Here is a 15,480-nt window from a genome sequence, read left to right as displayed (position 1 = left end):
GCTCGGGCTTCCTTCAGACAACACCTCGCGATGTTGCCTTTGCCGTCGGCTAGTCTTTACTATCGTTAACATGGTTAACGTTGAATCCTCAGACAGGGGACTTGCACCCCATGAGTTCATGCCCATGCCGGGCGTACACAACGCGCTCCAGCCGACGCGCAAAATCGGCGCGCGGCTGAGCTAGGCGTTAGGCGAAAGGAAACCACCATGGAAGTCTTTCTTACTGTTGTAACTGGCTTCGCCACTTTCGCTTTTGGCCAAATAGCCGTGAAACTACTAATCGATCCTGTTCAGGAGTTTAAAAGAGTCGTCGCGGATATTGCTCATGGCCTCATTGAATACGCTAATGTTTTTGGAAACCCCGATGTCGCAGATCAAGAAACCGAAAGAAAAGTGTCGACAGAACTTAGAAAGTATTCATCTCGGCTTAACGCCCAAATGTATCTAGTTCCAGCTTACGGTTTTATGTCCAAAATCTTTGGTTTGCCGAAAAAGAAAAACGTTGTGAAAGCCGCTGCGCAACTAATAGGGCTATCGAATGGATTCGGTGGAAATAATCCAAACAGAGGAGTAATCAACAGTTATCGAGCGCAGCACGTGAAGGATGCGCTCGGCATATTCGTTCCTGGCAATGAACGTCTTGATCCAGAGCACGAGCGAGTATTCATAAATGGTTAACGCGCCTAACAAGCGCTTCGAGAGGGACTCGCTACGTCGGCGCTTCGCGCCGTCTCCGCTCGCCCCTCAAGCGCGGCGGTAGGCCAATCAAAGCAGCGTTAAGGCATCCGCGTGTTCAATAACTTGTCACAATGACGGACTAGCATTTCACAGGAAAGAAATGAAAAAAATTCTGATCGTTGGCGCCGGCATCGCTGGTCTTTCGTTAGCGCGCCAGCTAGAGAAGTTCTTCATTCCGTTCGACCTCATTGAAAAACGTCCCGCCCTGGCCGCCAAAGGAGCAGGGATTCTGCCCGCTAAATATCGAAAATTTGCCTTACAAATCCATTCTGGCTGTATACGACTGGGTTTTTAATTTTCAGCGAGAATCCCTCTAATTTCGGCTACTCGACGGTAACCGACTTGGCGAGGTTACGCGGCTTATCGACGTCAGTGCCCTTGGCCAGCGCCGCGTGGTACGCCAGCAACTGTACCGGTATCGCATGCACGATCGGTGACAACACACCGAAGTGTCGCGGCGTGCGGATGACGTGCACGCCTTCGCTTTCGCTGAAGTGACTGTCGAGGTCGGCGAAGACGTAGAGCTCGCCGCCGCGGGCGCGGACTTCTTGCATGTTTGATTTTACTTTTTCGAGGAGCATGTCGTTCGGTGCGATCACAACCACGGGCATGTTGGTGTCGACCAATGCCAATGGACCGTGTTTGAGTTCGCCGGCCGGATACGCTTCGGCGTGAATGTAGGAAATTTCTTTGAGCTTGAGCGCGCCTTCGAGGGCGATCGGGTAGTGAATGCCACGACCGAGGAATAATGCATGTTCCTTCGGTGAGAAGCGTTCGGACCAGGCACGGATTTGCGGTTCGAGATTGAGCGCGTGTTGTACGCTGCCGGGCAAGTGACGCAATGCGTCGAGATATTCCGCTTCTTTTTCCGGCGTTAACCGACCCTTCACTTTAGCAAGCACGGCAGTTAGCACGAACAACGCGGCGAGCTGCGTGGTGAATGCCTTGGTCGAGGCGACGCCGATTTCGGCGCCGGCGCGGGTGTGGAACACGAGCTTCGAGTTGCGCGGGATCGCGCTTTCTTGCACGTTACAGATCGACAACGTGTGCTGGTGGCCGGTGCTCTTGGCGTACTTCAGCGCTTCCATGGTATCGAGCGTCTCGCCGGATTGCGAGATCGTCACCACTAATGCCTTCGGGTTCGGGACGATATCGCGATAGCGGTACTCGCTGGCGATCTCAACGCTGCACGGGAGTTTGGCGATTGCCTCTATCCAATAGCGCGCGGTGCTGCCGGCGTAGTAGCTGGTGCCACAAGCGACGATCTTTACCGCTTCGATTTGCTTGAACACTTCCTCGGCATTCTCACCGAACAATTTCGGCGTGATACCGTCGGCGATCACGGCTTCGATCGTGTCGGCGAGCGCACGTGGCTGTTCGTGGATTTCTTTTTGCATGAAGTGGCTGTACGGCCCGAGCTCGAGCGACGCCAGCGACACTTCGGAGACATTCACTTTGCGTTCGATCGCGTGACCGTTCTGATCGAAGATGCGGATGCCGGCGCGCGTAAGCTCGGCGGTATCGCCTTCGTCGAGATAAATCACGCGGCGCGTGGCCGACAAAATCGCCGACACGTCAGATGCGACAAAATTTTCGCCGTCGCCAACGCCGATCAACAGCGGGCAACCCATGCGTGCGACTACCATGTGGTCGTCGTGCTTCAGCGATATCACGGCGATGGCGTAGGCGCCGACCAGCTCGTGCACCGCTTTCTGCACGGCTGTCAGCAGATTTTTGGTTTGCGCATAATAATAATGAACAAGATGGGCGATGACTTCGGTATCGGTTTGCGATTCGAATTCGTAGCCGAGTTTCTTCAGCCGATCGCGCTGCTCGTCGTGATTTTCGATGATGCCGTTGTGAACGACAGCGAGCTCCTCGCGCGAAACGTGCGGATGCGCGTTCGGCTCGGTGACGCCGCCGTGCGTCGCCCAACGCGTGTGGCCGATGCCCATCAGTCCGGTGAGATTCTCGGTCTTGGCGGCCGACTCCATCTCGGCGACGCGGCCGACACGGCGCACGCGCTGGATACCGTCGTTCAACACGGCGATACCGGCGGAGTCGTAGCCGCGGTATTCGAGGCGCTTCAAACCTTCGACGAGGATGGGAACAACATTACGTTGCGCGATCGCGCCGACTATTCCGCACATGGATGTTTACTCTCAAATATTATGAATCGCGAAGCGAACCAACTCCCCCTCTCCCCCGCCAGGGGGAGAGGGCAAGGGGAGAGGGGCCCCAACGAAGGGATAAATCTGTTCATTTTTTCTTCGGCCGTTGCCAGCCGCGAATGGTTCGTTGCTCGTTGCGTGTGAGCGTGAGCTCGCCCGCCGGCGCTTCTTTGGTAATCACCGAGCCAGCACCGATCGTAGCGCCATTACCAATAGTGACCGGCGCGACCAACACGACGTTGGAACCGATCGACGCGTTATCTTCGATGGTGGTGCGATGTTTGTTGGCACCGTCGTAGTTAGCGGTGATCGTGCCGGCGCCGACGTTCACGCCTTTACCGACGGTGCTGTCGCCGACATAGGTCAAATGATTGACCTTGCTGCCTTCGCCGATGTCCGATTTTTTGATTTCGACGAAATTGCCGATGTGCGCCGATTTGGCCAAACGCGTGCCCGGACGAATACGGGCGAACGGACCGATGCGGGCGTCGCTACCGATCTCGGCGTCTTCGATCACGCAGTTCGGTTGGATATCGGTGCCGGCGCCAATGCTGGCGTTGCGAATGACGTTATTCGCGCCGATCGTAACGTTGTCGGCGAGGGTGACTTTTCCTTCGAACACGACGTTGACGTCGATGATGACATCGCGCCCACATGTCAGCTCGCCGCGCACGTCGATCCGTGCGGGATCGCGCAGCGTTACGCCTTTTTCAAGCAGCGTTGTCGCGATGTTGCGTTGATGGACGCGTTCGAGGTCGGCCAAATCTTTTTTACTGTTGACGCCGAGGATCTCGGCAATCGCTGCCGGCTGGCATGTGACGACGTCGACGCCTTCGGCCACCGCCATGGCAATTACGTCGGTCAAATAATATTCGCGCTGGGCGTTGCTGTTTTCCAGGCGCGCGAGCCAGTTGCGCATCTTTACCGCCGGCGCCGCCAGGATGCCAGTGTTGATTTCACGGACCGCGGCTTCGTCGGGCGTCGCGTCTTTCTGTTCGACGATGCGGGCGACTTTGCCGTTGTTACGGATGATGCGGCCGTAGCCGCGCGGATCCGGAAGCTCGGCGGTCAGCAGCACCAAACTATTAGGCCCGGCCTGTGCGACCAGATTCTGTAAAGTCTCGGGGCGAATGAGAGGAACGTCGCCGTATAACACCAGGGTGATCGCATCGTCACTGATCGTCGGGAATGCCTGTTTTACCGCGTGACCGGTGCCGAGCTGCTCGACTTGCTGCGCCCAACTGACCGTGGTGGCGGCGAATGCGGTACGCACTTGGTCGCCGCCGTGACCATAGACGATATGCAACGCCCGCGGCGACAACGTTTGCGCGGCGGCAAGCACGTGTCCGAGCAGGGGTCGACCGGCGAGGCCGTGCAATACCTTGGGCAGCGCGGAATACATGCGCTTCCCTTGACCGGCGGCAAGGATGATGACTTCGAGAGCTGTAGGCATGGGACGAGATTTAACCATAGCCGATCGGACTACGGCATAACAGTAGGTCAGCCGGCGGACGGCATTTGTATTATTGACACTGCGGACCGGGGATTGGCCGACCCAACCAAAATGCTTGGGGTGCGCTTTTAAAAAATCGGTACAACGCTCCAGCTGCACCCCGAACAGCAAACGGCGGCTGTTCGCTCATATTAAATGTAGGGGTAGCGGCAACGCCTATGCCCGTGGATTTAAAAACGCATGGGCAGAAAAAGCACTTCCCACTCTACCTAGAATTACTTCTTGCGTAGTTTACGGATGGCAGCGAGCTGGGCGGCAATAGCCGCGAATTCGGCTTCAGCGGCCGCCATGCCGACGGCGTCTTTGGCGTTACGCTTAGCCTCTTCGGCTTGCTTTAACGCTTCGTTCGCCTTGGCCTCGTCCAGGTCTTTGCCGCGAATAGCGGTGTCGGCCAACACGGTCACCCGGTTCGGGTGCACTTCGAGCAAACCGCCAGCGACGAACACCAACTCTTCGTCGGCCTGGTTCGGCACTTTGATGCGCACCGCGCCTGGACGGATGCGGGTGAGCAACGGCGTGTGGCCAGGTAATACGCCGAGCTCACCCGCTTCGCCCGGCAGAATCACCATCTCAGCGAGACCCGAGAAGATCTGCTCTTCAGCGCTGACGATGTCGACGTGTACGGTCATGGCCATATCTTCTTACCAGAGATTTTCACCAACTTCCCCTCCCCCTCAGGGGGAGGGCAAAGGGTGGGGGTGGGTTCAAACGAAGCCACCCCGCGTTGTTTAACTTTGCGGCAGCGTGGCGGACACCCACCCCCACCTCTTGTCCTCCCCCTGAGGGGGAGGAGGAGTTGGTTCGCTGCGCGACTATTACTGAATCGTCTTCGCTTTCTCGAACGCTTCGTCGATCGTGCCGACCATGTAGAACGCCTGCTCCGGTAACGCATCGCAGTCGCCATTCACGATCATCTTGAAGCCGCGGATCGTGTCTTTGAGCGAGACGTACTTGCCCTTCTGGCCGGTGAATACTTCAGCGACGTTGAACGGCTGCGACAGGAAGCGTTGGATCTTACGGGCGCGGGACACGGCCAGTTTGTCTTCCGGCGAAAGTTCGTCCATGCCCAAGATCGCGATGATGTCGCGCAACTCTTTATAACGTTGCAGCGTCGCTTGTACGGCGCGGGTAGTGTTGTAGTGCTCTTCACCGATCACGTTCGGGTCGATCTGGCGCGAGGTCGAGTCGAGCGGGTCCACGGCCGGATAAATACCGAGCGAGGCGATGTCGCGCGACAACACGACGGTGGCGTCCAAGTGGCCGAAGGTCGTGGCCGGAGACGGATCGGTCAAGTCGTCGGCGGGGACGTACACCGCTTGGATCGAGGTGATCGAGCCTTTCTTGGTCGAGGTGATGCGTTCTTGCAGGCGGCCCATTTCTTCGGCGAGCGTCGGCTGGTAACCCACCGCCGACGGCATACGGCCGAGCAACGCCGACACTTCGGTACCGGCGAGTGTGTAGCGATAGATGTTGTCGACGAAGAACAGCACGTCGCGGCCTTCGTCACGGAAATGTTCGGCCATGGTAAGACCGGTCAGCGCCACGCGCAGACGGTTGCCCGGCGGCTCGTTCATCTGGCCGTAGACCATCGCCACTTTGGAGTTTTCCGGGTTCTTGAGGTCGACGACATTCGCTTCCGCCATTTCGTGGTAGAAGTCGTTACCCTCACGAGTACGCTCACCGACACCGGCGAACACCGACAAGCCGCTGTGCGCCTTGGCGATGTTGTTGATCAGCTCCATCATGTTGACGGTCTTGCCGACGCCGGCGCCACCGAACAGACCGACCTTACCGCCCTTCGCGAACGGGCAGACCAAGTCGATAACTTTGATGCCGGTCTCGAGCAGTTCCTGCGACGGCGACAGCTCTTCGAACGACGGCGCCTTCTGGTGAATCGCGCGCTTGATGTCAGATTTGACCGGGCCGCACTCGTCAATCGGCGCACCGAGCACGTTCATGATGCGACCGAGCGTGCCCTTGCCGACGGGCACCGAGATCGGCGCGCCGGTGTTTTTCACCATCATGCCGCGGCGCAGACCTTCGGACGAACCGAGGGCGATGGTACGCACCACGCCATCACCGAGTTGTTGTTGCACCTCGAGGGTCAGCTCGGAGCCGTCCATCGTAAGTGCGTCATAAATCTTCGGCATATCTTCGCGCTTGAACTGAACGTCCACCACCGCGCCGATGCACTGAACGATTTCACCTTGGGCCATCGTCATTTCCTCAAAACTAAAATCTTTTAATGGTGCGCGGTGCGCACCTTAATAAATAACCTTTTCCTACTGTTCCCTCCCCCTCAGGGGGAGGGGTGGGGTGGGGGTGGGTTTCGAGGCTTCGTTCAACTCCGCCCCCTTCGATTAAACCCACCCCCACCTCTTGTCCTCCCCCTGAGGGGGAGGAGGAGTTGGTTCGCTGCGCGTTTTTTTATACTGCCGCCGCGCCGCCCACGATCTCCGAAAGTTCCTTTGTGATCGCTGCTTGGCGGGTCTTGTTGTAGATGAGCTGCAGCTCGTTGATAACGTTCTTGGCGTTATCCGAAGCGGCTTTCATCGCGACCATACGTGCCGATTGCTCGGACGCCATGTTCTCGGCCAGCGATTGATAAACCAGCGCTTCGATGTAACGGCGCAGCAATTCGTCGATCACGACGACCGGATCGGGTTCGTAGATAAAGTCCCAGCCGTGGTCCGGTGCACCCATGCGGTCGCCGGTCAACGGTAGCAATTGCTCCAGACGCGGCTCTTGCTTCATCGTGTTGATGAAGCGCGTGTAACCGATGTACACCGCGTCGATCTCGCCGGCCTGGTACGCATCTAGCGTCACCTTCACCGGGCCGATCAGCTTCTCCATGTGCGGCGTGTCGCCGAGGCCGGTCGCATGTGACACGACTTTGGCGCCGAGGCGCTGCATGAAGCCGAGACCCTTGTTACCGATGGCGGTAACGCGAACTTCTTTAATGCCCTTCGCTTCCCACTCTTTAAGGCTATTGAGGGCGATACGCAGGATGTTGGTGTTCAAACCACCGCACAGACCTTTGTCGGTCGTAACAACGATCAAGCCGACGCGTTCGATCTTGTCTTTCTTGATCAAGAACGGATGCTTGTACTCGGTCAACGCGTGCGACAAGTTGGCAGCGAGCTGGCGGATCTTGTCGCCGTACGGACGCGAAGCGCGCATGCGTTCCTGCGCCTTGCGCATCTTTGACGCGGCGACCATCTCCATCGCCTTCGTGATCTTGCGCGTGTTTTGCACGCTCTTGATCTTGGTGCGTATTTCTTTGCCGCTTGCCATTTCGTCTATCTCTTACATGTAGGGTGGGCAGATCCCACCGTTCTTAACGCTGATTGGTGGGCTGCGCCCACCCTACATTGTTTGATTAGGCCCAGCTCTTCTTGAACTCGGTGATCGCCGCTTCCAGCTGCTTCTCGCCGTCGGCATCGAGGTCTTTCTTGGTCTCGATCTGCTCGACCAGCTTGGCGTACTTGGTCTTCACGTATTGCAGCAAGCCGGATTCGAACGCGAGCACGCGCTTCACATCGACGTCGTCGAACGCGCCTTTGTTAACGGCGAACAACGACACTGCCATTTCGCTCACCTGCATCGGTGAGTACTGCGCCTGCTTCATGAGCTCCATGACGCGCTTGCCGCGCTCGAGCTGCTTGCGCGTGGCTTCGTCGAGGTCGGAGGCAAACTGAGCGAACGCCGCGAGCTCGCGATATTGGGCGAGTGCAAGACGGATACCGCCGCCGAGCTTTTTAATAACTTTGGTTTGCGCCGCACCACCGACGCGCGACACCGAGATACCGGCGTTGATCGCGGGACGGATACCGGCGTTGAACAAATCGGTTTCCAAGAAGATCTGACCGTCGGTGATTGAGATCACGTTGGTCGGAACGAACGCGGTGACGTCACCGGCTTGGGTTTCGATAACAGGCAACGCGGTCAACGAACCGGTCTTGCCCTTTACGGCGCCCTTGGTGAACTTCTCGACGTACTCTTCGTTCACGCGCGCGGCGCGTTCGAGGAGACGGCTGTGGAGATAGAACACGTCGCCCGGATACGCTTCGCGACCCGGCGGACGACGGAGCAGCAACGACACTTGGCGGTAGGCCCAGGCCTGCTTGGTCAAATCGTCGTAGATGATCAGCGCGTCTTGGCCACGGTCGCGGAAGTACTCGCCCATGGTGCAGCCCGAGTACGGCGCGATGAACTGCATCGCGGCTGACTCGGACGCGGTGGCAACGACGACGATGGTGTAGGCCATCGCACCGCTCTCTTCGAGCTTGCGGATAACGTTCTTGACGGTCGACGCTTTTTGGCCAATAGCGACGTACACGCAGAACAGGTCTTTGCCTTTCTGGTTGATGATCGTATCGATGGCGACGGCGGTCTTACCGGTTTGACGATCACCGATGATCAGTTCGCGTTGACCGCGACCGATCGGCACCATCGAGTCGATCGACTTCAAGCCCGTCTGCACCGGTTGCGAAACCGACTTACGCTCGATAACGCCGGGCGCGATCTTTTCGACCGGATCTTGCAGCTTCGCATTGATCGGGCCTTTGCCATCGATCGGATGACCGAGCGCGTTGACGACGCGGCCGACGAGCTCGGGGCCGATCGGCACTTCGAGAATGCGGCCGGTGCACTTGACCACATCGCCTTCGGTGATGTGTTCGTATTCGCCCAAGATAACAACGCCGACGGAATCACGCTCGAGATTGAGCGCTACGCCGTAGGTGTCTTTCGGAAACTCGAGCATTTCGCCTTGCATGACGTCGGCTAAGCCGTGGACGCGGCAGATGCCGTCGGTCACGGTGACGACCGTGCCTTCGTTGCGCTTGGTGGCGGCGAGCTCGAGCTTTTGGATGCGGCTCTTGATTAGGTCGCTGATTTCGGATGGGTTGAGATTCATGTTTGTAAGCTCCTACTCACTCAATTCTTTAACGCGGTCGCCATGGTGGCGAGCTTGCCGCGGACCGACGCGTCGATGACTTCGTCGCCGACGGCGATTTTCACGCCGCCGATTAATTCGGGATCTATGCTAACCGTGGCGTTGAGCTTGCACTTGAAGCGCGGTTCTAATTCAGCAACGAGTTGCTTGAGAGCGGCGGCGTCGAGCGGGAACGCGGAGGTGATGTGGGCATCTTTTACGCCTTGATGCGTGTTCTTGAGCTCGGCATACAGATCGCGGATCTCGGGCAACAGCTGTAGACGGCCGTTGTCAGCCAACACACGCACGAAATTCTTCTGCTCGTCGGCCAGTTTGTCGCCGGCGACGTCGACGAACAGTTGCGCTAACTGCGCCGGCTTTGCCCGTGGATTGCCGATCAATTGTCGAGCTTGCGAATCGGCGGCGGCGCTCGCCATACGATCGAGCGCTTGCTGCCAAGCGTCGAGCGCTTGCCCGTCGCGCGCCAGCTTGAACGCCGCTTCAGCGTACGGACGCGCAACGGTAACGTTCTCGGCCATGGCTTAGTGCAGTTCCTGCTTCAAGTTGGCGAGCAAAGCGGCGTGCGCCTTAGCGTCGATTTCGCGGCGCAGAATGCGTTCAGCACCGGCGACGGAAAGCTCGGCCACGCGTTCGCGCAACTCTTCTTTGGCGCGTTGCGCGGCGGCGCCGGCTTCTTTACCGGCAGCATCACGCGCGGCGGCGATGATGCGATTCGCCTCTTGCCGGGCTTCATCCACGAGCTGGGCCGCTTGCTTCTCAGCGTTGGTCCGCAGCTCGGCACCCGATTCGCGCGCCTTGCGTAGCTCTTCAGCCGATTTCTTCTCGGCAGCGGCGAGATGGACAGCAGCCTTGTCGGCAGCCGCCAAACCGTCGGCGATCTTCTTCGCGCGCTCGTCCAGTGCCTTCACAATCGGCGGCCACACGAATTTCATCGTGACCCACGCCAAAATGAAGAACACGGCAAGCTGCGCTAACAGCGTTGCGTTCAGACTCACGACTTATTCCTCATAGATTTTGACCTACTCCCCCTCCCCTTCAGGGGGAGGGCAAGGGGTGGGGTGGGTTTACCGAAGTCATCTCAAGCAAAACCCACCCCCACCCTCAATCCCTCCCCCTGAGGGGAAGGGAAGTCATAACTAGTGAATGACGAACGGGTTGGCGAAGGCGAACATCATGGCGATACCGACACCGATCAGGAATGCGGCGTCGATCAGGCCGGCCAACAGGAACATCTTGGTCTGCAGGGCGTTCATCAGCTCCGGTTGACGTGCCGAGGCTTCGAGGTACTTGCTGCCCATGATGCCGATACCGATACAAGCACCGATCGCGCCTAAACCGATGATGAGGCCAGCGGCCAGCGCAACAAAACCAAGTACGTGTTCCATGATGACTCCTAAAATTTAAAAAGTTAGAAATGTTGTGAAACGAAACTAAAACCGAAATCAGTGGCTCTCGTGTGCCTGGCCGATATACACCAGCGTCAGCATCATGAAGATGAACGCTTGCAGCGCAACGATCAGAATATGAAAGATCGCCCAGAGCGTGCCGGCGAATACGTGACCGAACCAGAGCGTGATGCCGGTACCCGTGAAGCTCACCAGCGCGGCGCCCATTAGCGCGATCAGCATGAATAACAATTCGCCGGCGTACATGTTGCCGAACAGTCGCATGCCATGGCTCACCGTCTTGGCGGTGAACTCGATCATCTGCATCGCGAAATTGATCGGGTAGAGCAGCGGATGGCTGCCAAACGGCGCGGTGAACAGCTCATGCATCCAGCCGCCGAAACCTTTGATCTTGACGTTGTAGTAAAGACAGACGAGCAAGACACCGAGCGACATACCCAAAGTGGCATTGAGATCGGCGGTTGGAACAACACGCAGATGCGCATGCTCGGGATCGTGGCCGCCGACGATGCCAAAGATCTTCGCCCACAGGGTCGGCAGCAGGTCGACCGGCAGAAAGTCCATCGAGTTCATCAAGAACACCCAGACGAACACGGTCAGCGCTAACGGCGCGACGAACTTACGGGACTCAGCATGGTGAATGATGTTCTTGGCTTGGTCGTTAACCATCTCGACCAGGACTTCCACCGCCGCCTGAAATCGGCCGGGGACGCCAGAAGTTACGCTTTTTGCGGCGCGGATAAAAATGAAAAGGAAAATCGCCCCGAGCAGGATCGAGAAGAACAACGTATCGAGGTTAAAAGTCCAGAAGCCCTCGCCAACTTTGAAGTTGCCAAGGTGATGAACGATATAGTCAGTTGCGTTGCCTGCGGCCACGTCGTTGCTGCCTTCTAATGCGGTCGATTAACGAATTTCGGCAGAAGTGCCAACCAATAAACCATTAAAGTCGCTATAAACGTCAGTAGCAGCGGCAGTACTGCCGCGCCGAGTAGCGCTATGGCGACCCAAAAAAGCACTACCGTTAAAATCATTTTCAATGCTTCACCGGCATAAAGTGCGCCGACGAATCCGATCGCTGATCGGCCCTGCCTTGGGAACAACACTAGAACCGAACTCAAGCTACCAAGCGCCGCGATCAATCCGCCGGCAAGCCCCGACCAGGCAGACTTGCTACTCGAAAAAAACAGTAACCCGGCGGAAATAACGGCAACTACTACGAACTGCGCCGCTACGATTCTGTAAGCCTTTGCTCGAATTTCCATTACCCTACCGGCCGTCGTCGTATCAGCGTGCGACTTTTTGGAGTAGTTGTCGCCGGGGGCTTGTCGAAGGCGGCGAAGTATAAAGTTCGACTGGAAGAGGGTCAATATTTTCTGGGTAATTGGTCGCAGGAAGTTCCCAACAACGAGGCGAGGTAGGTCGCTGCGGCTTTAATACCAGTAGGCTCAAGAGCGGGACGTGGTTTAGTGACCCACAAAGCGCCAAGTGGTTCAGCAATTTGACCGCGTTCAAGTGCGGATCGGCTTATTTCAGCGCAGATAGCGTGTTCTTGTAGCCAGCGCACGAGATAAGGCGACTCTGGCCAATCCTGACGCGCCACATATAACACGGGCGTTTGATTTACCGCTGCTTCAGCAAAACTGCCGTAACCAGGCTTGGTGATTAACGCATCGCTCGCCCTTAACACATCTGGAAATGGCATACCGATATCGTCGAAGGCGATGACATCGGCGCGGTGCACGCCCCACTGACGAGGTACGATAAAACGTAGCCCCGGGAACGTCGGCCAGGTTTCGATCGGTAGCCGGAATTCCATACCACCAAGACTGATGTTTACTAACCGTTCGCCATCGGCCAGGTGAAGTCTTTCGCGTAGCTCGGAGCGACGATCAACGCCACGGGTGGCGATTGTTCCGATAGGGCGACGATGCGGCAAATCGGCCATCGGCATGTGCGGTTCCGGCTGCAGAAAAGTGAGCGCGCTGTTATAGGCGGCACGCATGTCGCGCAGAATGGCGGGCGCTTCCGACTGCTGGCCGAAATAGTGCTCGTAAATATCAGCCCAGTTGAGCGAGCACATGGCGACCGCCGGAATGCCAACGGCCGCCGCCGCCGCCAGCGTAAGGTACGGAATATTGGCGAGGATAAGGTCGGGTTTAAGCGCGATAAGTCGCGCTGATTCGCTGTGTAAGTGCTTGCTCCAGTCGGCATGCAACTGCCGATAGGCAAGCGCACTGCGTTCGCTATCCACCTCTACGGCCGACACCATTTGCATACCGAAATCGGCAGCTTCTGGAACTAGCTCATAAGGCCCTTGAAAACGCATCTGCAGAAAAGCGGGCGGCAAAAGGGTGCGCAGGGTAATGCGAAGATCAGGGCAATATTGCCGCAGGAGGTTGATAACCGGGGCAGTTTGGCCGGCATGGCCATAACCATGCGCCGAAAGCGCGAGCAACAAGTGCGGCATACGAAAAACTAACGGGTTTTACTGCGGCGTAGTCGGCTCGCTCGTACTCGTAGAAGTCGCCGTGGTCGCAGCTATGGGCAACAGTTTCTGCGCTTGGCCCATTTCGGCGGTGCTCATCTGTGACTTCAATAGGTCGCGGCGTTTCGCGGCTTGGGCGTGGCCTTGCTCGGCGGCGCGGCTGTACCAAACAAAGGCGTTGGCCTTGTGATCCGGAAAACGAAAACCGTATTCATACAACACACCAAGCTCATATTGGGCATCCGCTTCACCCTTATCGGCGGCCACCCGCAATTGATCGAGGCCAGGTGGATCACCGGCGGCGGCAAATCCCAGCGGGGCGGCCAACAGTAGGGCGAATAGTAAACGTTTCATAGGGGGAGGCTCCTCAATGGCGTCGCTATCCAGAACGGCATCTCCGAACCCGAGGTGCATTGCTTTCGCACCCCCTCAGCCTTTGCCCTCTCCCATAAGGGGAGCGGGGAAGTCGGTTCGCTAACGCGGTTCATCGGATCGGACGCTCGCTTATTATGTTAGCTATACCTATAGACCCGTGAATCGCCGCCCGCCAGCTCTAACCGGTGGAACGGCCTACTGAATCCGACTAAGGATACCTTCCAGCTCGTCCAGGCTGTTGTAACTAATCGTGAGCTGACCTTTGCCTTCAGTACCCTGCTGGATTTGGACTTTAGCACCGAGTTTTTCCGACAAGCGCTGCTGCAAATCGCGCACATCGGGATCGATGGCACGGGTCGATTTGCGAGCAACGGTAGGGCGCTCCAGCAGGCGACGGACCAGGTTTTCAGTGTCGCGTACGGATAATTGGCGCTCGATAACCTGGCTTGCCGCTTGGCTCTGCGGATAGCCCTCGAGGCCAAGCAAGGCACGAGCATGGCCCATGTCCATGTGGCCTTCTTCGAGCATTTTGCGCACATCTTCGTTGAGCGACAGCAAGCGCAAAAGATTGGTCACGGCAGCACGCGAGCGGCCGACGGCTTCGGCGACGCGTTGATGCGTCATGCCGAATTCGTCGATCAAACGCTGTAGCGCTGCCGCCTCTTCGACCGGATTTAGGTTTTCACGCTGAATGTTTTCGATCAGCGCGATCGCGATCGCGGCTTCATCGGGTACACGGCGGACGACCGCCGGAATGGTTTCGAGACCGGCTAATTGCGCGGCGCGCCAACGGCGTTCGCCGGCGATGATTTCGTAACTGCCGGTGGCCAACAACCGTACGACGATCGGCTGCACTACGCCTTGCGCTTTGATCGAGGCGGCGAGCTCTTCCAGCGCTTCTTTATGCATGTGCGTGCGCGGCTGATACTTGCCGCGCTGCAAGACATCGAGCGGCAGCTGCTTCAGCTCATCCTTCTCGACGCTATTGGTGTCGTAAGCAACACCGAGCAAAGCATCGAGTCCACGCCCGAGTCGCGGTTTCTTTGTCATCATGCGGCCTCCACCTCTTCGCGGCGAAGCATTTCGCCAGCGAGGGCGAGATAAGCTTGCGCGCCTTTGGATTGCATATCGTAGGTGATTACCGGTTTACCGTAGCTCGGCGCCTCGGCCAGGCGGACGTTACGCGGGATAACCGTACGGTAGAGCTTCTCGCCAAAATGTTCTTTCAATTGCGACGAGACCTCGTTGTCTAAATTGTTTCGCGGATCGTACATGGTGCGGAGCAGACCTTCGATGTCGAGCGTCGGGTTCAGCGTTTCGCGGATGCGGCGAATGGTGTTTACCAGCGCCGTCAGCCCTTCGAGCGCATAGTACTCGCATTGCATGGGAATCAGCACCGCGTGCGCCGCCACCAAGGCGTTGATCGTCAGCAAATTCAGCGCTGGCGGACAGTCGATCAACACGTAATCGTAAGCTTCTCGGATCGGCTCTAAGGCGTTGCGCAGGCGGCGCTCACGCTGATCGAGTTCGATGAGCTCGACTTCGGCACCCGATAGGCTGGCGTTGGCGCCGATCAAATCATAACCGCCATCGACCTGCACCACCGCAGATTGGATGGCGTCGTCGCCCAGCAATACGGTATAGGTGCTGCCTTGCAGCTGCTCTTTGTTGACGCCGCTGCCCATGGTGGCATTGCCCTGCGGATCGAGGTCAATGAGCATAACGCGTCGACGCGTCTTCGCCAGCGACGCCGCCAGATTAATACTGGTCGTGGTCTTACCGACGCCGCCTTTTTGATTCGCTACCGCGAGGACTTTGCCCTTCACGCGCGCCGC

The 15,480-nt window shown here is 57.7% G+C and carries 17 protein-coding genes; 2 read left to right on the top strand and 15 right to left on the bottom strand.

Annotation, left to right across the window (positions count from 1 at the left end; genetic code table 11):
- Positions 1 to 207: 207 nt before the first annotated feature.
- Both HY308_04705 and HY308_04700 read left to right on the top strand, forming a co-directional pair.
- On the top strand, positions 208 to 678 hold the full coding sequence (locus HY308_04705; protein ID MBI3897582.1) for a hypothetical protein: 471 nt from the start codon (positions 208 to 210) through the stop codon (positions 676 to 678).
- Positions 679 to 838: 160 nt separating this feature from the next.
- On the top strand, positions 839 to 1,033 hold the full coding sequence (locus HY308_04700; protein ID MBI3897581.1) for an NAD(P)-binding protein: 195 nt from the start codon (positions 839 to 841) through the stop codon (positions 1,031 to 1,033).
- Positions 1,034 to 1,061: 28 nt separating this feature from the next.
- Here the strand turns inward: HY308_04700 and glmS are convergent, their stop codons facing one another.
- From glmS to HY308_04625, 15 genes are all read right to left on the bottom strand, one after another.
- Positions 1,062 to 2,888, bottom strand: coding sequence for a glutamine--fructose-6-phosphate transaminase (isomerizing) (glmS, locus tag HY308_04695; GenBank protein ID MBI3897580.1), 1,827 nt, complete (start codon positions 2,886 to 2,888; stop codon positions 1,062 to 1,064).
- A 109-nt stretch (positions 2,889 to 2,997) separates the two neighbouring features.
- A complete protein-coding gene (gene glmU, locus HY308_04690) occupies positions 2,998 to 4,362 on the bottom strand; it encodes a bifunctional UDP-N-acetylglucosamine diphosphorylase/glucosamine-1-phosphate N-acetyltransferase GlmU (protein MBI3897579.1) in 1,365 nt (454 codons plus the stop codon).
- Between the two features lie 275 nt (positions 4,363 to 4,637).
- Complete coding sequence (locus tag HY308_04685; GenBank protein ID MBI3897578.1) at positions 4,638 to 5,057, bottom strand: F0F1 ATP synthase subunit epsilon; 420 nt, start codon at positions 5,055 to 5,057, stop codon at positions 4,638 to 4,640.
- Positions 5,058 to 5,237: 180 nt separating this feature from the next.
- Positions 5,238 to 6,638 carry a F0F1 ATP synthase subunit beta gene (gene atpD, locus HY308_04680; GenBank protein ID MBI3897577.1) on the bottom strand — a complete coding sequence of 467 codons (1,401 nt, stop codon included), beginning with the start codon at positions 6,636 to 6,638 and terminating at the stop codon, positions 5,238 to 5,240.
- 211 nt (positions 6,639 to 6,849) lie between these two features.
- Positions 6,850 to 7,716 (bottom strand): F0F1 ATP synthase subunit gamma, encoded by an 867-nt coding sequence (gene atpG / locus HY308_04675; protein ID MBI3897576.1) that lies wholly within the window; start codon positions 7,714 to 7,716, stop codon positions 6,850 to 6,852.
- A gap of 85 nt (positions 7,717 to 7,801) precedes the next feature.
- On the bottom strand, positions 7,802 to 9,340 hold the full coding sequence (locus HY308_04670) for a F0F1 ATP synthase subunit alpha (GenBank protein MBI3897575.1): 1,539 nt from the start codon (positions 9,338 to 9,340) through the stop codon (positions 7,802 to 7,804).
- 20 nt (positions 9,341 to 9,360) lie between these two features.
- The gene (locus tag HY308_04665) at positions 9,361 to 9,897 is read right to left on the bottom strand and encodes a F0F1 ATP synthase subunit delta (protein ID MBI3897574.1); all 537 of its coding nucleotides are present in this window, start codon (positions 9,895 to 9,897) and stop codon (positions 9,361 to 9,363) included.
- Positions 9,898 to 9,900: 3 nt separating this feature from the next.
- Positions 9,901 to 10,374 carry a F0F1 ATP synthase subunit B gene (locus tag HY308_04660; protein ID MBI3897573.1) on the bottom strand — a complete coding sequence of 158 codons (474 nt, stop codon included), beginning with the start codon at positions 10,372 to 10,374 and terminating at the stop codon, positions 9,901 to 9,903.
- A 141-nt stretch (positions 10,375 to 10,515) separates the two neighbouring features.
- Positions 10,516 to 10,764 (bottom strand): F0F1 ATP synthase subunit C, encoded by a 249-nt coding sequence (gene atpE, locus HY308_04655; GenBank protein ID MBI3897572.1) that lies wholly within the window; start codon positions 10,762 to 10,764, stop codon positions 10,516 to 10,518.
- Between the two features lie 57 nt (positions 10,765 to 10,821).
- Positions 10,822 to 11,661 (bottom strand): F0F1 ATP synthase subunit A, encoded by an 840-nt coding sequence (atpB, locus tag HY308_04650; protein ID MBI3897571.1) that lies wholly within the window; start codon positions 11,659 to 11,661, stop codon positions 10,822 to 10,824.
- 14 nt (positions 11,662 to 11,675) lie between these two features.
- Positions 11,676 to 12,047 carry an ATP synthase subunit I gene (locus HY308_04645; GenBank protein MBI3897570.1) on the bottom strand — a complete coding sequence of 124 codons (372 nt, stop codon included), beginning with the start codon at positions 12,045 to 12,047 and terminating at the stop codon, positions 11,676 to 11,678.
- Between the two features lie 101 nt (positions 12,048 to 12,148).
- A complete protein-coding gene (locus HY308_04640; GenBank protein ID MBI3897569.1) occupies positions 12,149 to 13,252 on the bottom strand; it encodes a hypothetical protein in 1,104 nt (367 codons plus the stop codon).
- Between the two features lie 18 nt (positions 13,253 to 13,270).
- Positions 13,271 to 13,684 (bottom strand): SEL1-like repeat protein, encoded by a 414-nt coding sequence (locus HY308_04635; protein ID MBI3897568.1) that lies wholly within the window; start codon positions 13,682 to 13,684, stop codon positions 13,271 to 13,273.
- 156 nt (positions 13,685 to 13,840) lie between these two features.
- Positions 13,841 to 14,698, bottom strand: a complete 858-nt coding sequence (locus tag HY308_04630) for a ParB/RepB/Spo0J family partition protein (protein MBI3897567.1) — start codon at positions 14,696 to 14,698, stop codon at positions 13,841 to 13,843.
- Positions 14,695 to 15,471 carry a ParA family protein gene (locus tag HY308_04625; protein MBI3897566.1) on the bottom strand — a complete coding sequence of 259 codons (777 nt, stop codon included), beginning with the start codon at positions 15,469 to 15,471 and terminating at the stop codon, positions 14,695 to 14,697. The genes HY308_04630 and HY308_04625 overlap by 4 nt, the downstream gene beginning before the upstream one ends.
- Positions 15,472 to 15,480 lie beyond the last annotated feature (9 nt).

Source organism: Gammaproteobacteria bacterium (assembly GCA_016199745.1).
Lineage (GTDB): Bacteria > Pseudomonadota > Gammaproteobacteria > Acidiferrobacterales > Sulfurifustaceae > JACQFZ01.
The sequence above is the reverse complement of the archived record's forward strand: the minus strand, read 5'-3'. Positions and strand labels throughout refer to the sequence as shown.

Excerpts from the sequence above, each read along its gene's own strand:
- HY308_04705 (MBI3897582.1), top strand. The coding sequence starts at position 208 with ATGGAAGTCTTTCTTACTGTTGTAACTGGCTTCGCCACTTTCGCTTTT.
- HY308_04700 (MBI3897581.1), top strand. The coding sequence starts at position 839 with ATGAAAAAAATTCTGATCGTTGGCGCCGGCATCGCTGGTCTTTCGTTA.
- glmS (MBI3897580.1), bottom strand. The coding sequence starts at position 2,888 with ATGTGCGGAATAGTCGGCGCGATCGCGCAACGTAATGTTGTTCCCATC.
- glmU (MBI3897579.1), bottom strand. The coding sequence starts at position 4,362 with ATGCCTACAGCTCTCGAAGTCATCATCCTTGCCGCCGGTCAAGGGAAG.
- HY308_04685 (MBI3897578.1), bottom strand. The coding sequence starts at position 5,057 with ATGGCCATGACCGTACACGTCGACATCGTCAGCGCTGAAGAGCAGATC.
- atpD (MBI3897577.1), bottom strand. The coding sequence starts at position 6,638 with ATGGCCCAAGGTGAAATCGTTCAGTGCATCGGCGCGGTGGTGGACGTT.
- atpG (MBI3897576.1), bottom strand. The coding sequence starts at position 7,716 with ATGGCAAGCGGCAAAGAAATACGCACCAAGATCAAGAGCGTGCAAAAC.
- HY308_04670 (MBI3897575.1), bottom strand. The coding sequence starts at position 9,340 with ATGAATCTCAACCCATCCGAAATCAGCGACCTAATCAAGAGCCGCATC.
- HY308_04665 (MBI3897574.1), bottom strand. The coding sequence starts at position 9,897 with ATGGCCGAGAACGTTACCGTTGCGCGTCCGTACGCTGAAGCGGCGTTC.
- atpE (MBI3897572.1), bottom strand. The coding sequence starts at position 10,764 with ATGGAACACGTACTTGGTTTTGTTGCGCTGGCCGCTGGCCTCATCATC.
- HY308_04645 (MBI3897570.1), bottom strand. The coding sequence starts at position 12,047 with ATGGAAATTCGAGCAAAGGCTTACAGAATCGTAGCGGCGCAGTTCGTA.
- HY308_04640 (MBI3897569.1), bottom strand. The coding sequence starts at position 13,252 with ATGCCGCACTTGTTGCTCGCGCTTTCGGCGCATGGTTATGGCCATGCC.
- HY308_04635 (MBI3897568.1), bottom strand. The coding sequence starts at position 13,684 with ATGCACCTCGGGTTCGGAGATGCCGTTCTGGATAGCGACGCCATTGAG.
- HY308_04630 (MBI3897567.1), bottom strand. The coding sequence starts at position 14,698 with ATGATGACAAAGAAACCGCGACTCGGGCGTGGACTCGATGCTTTGCTC.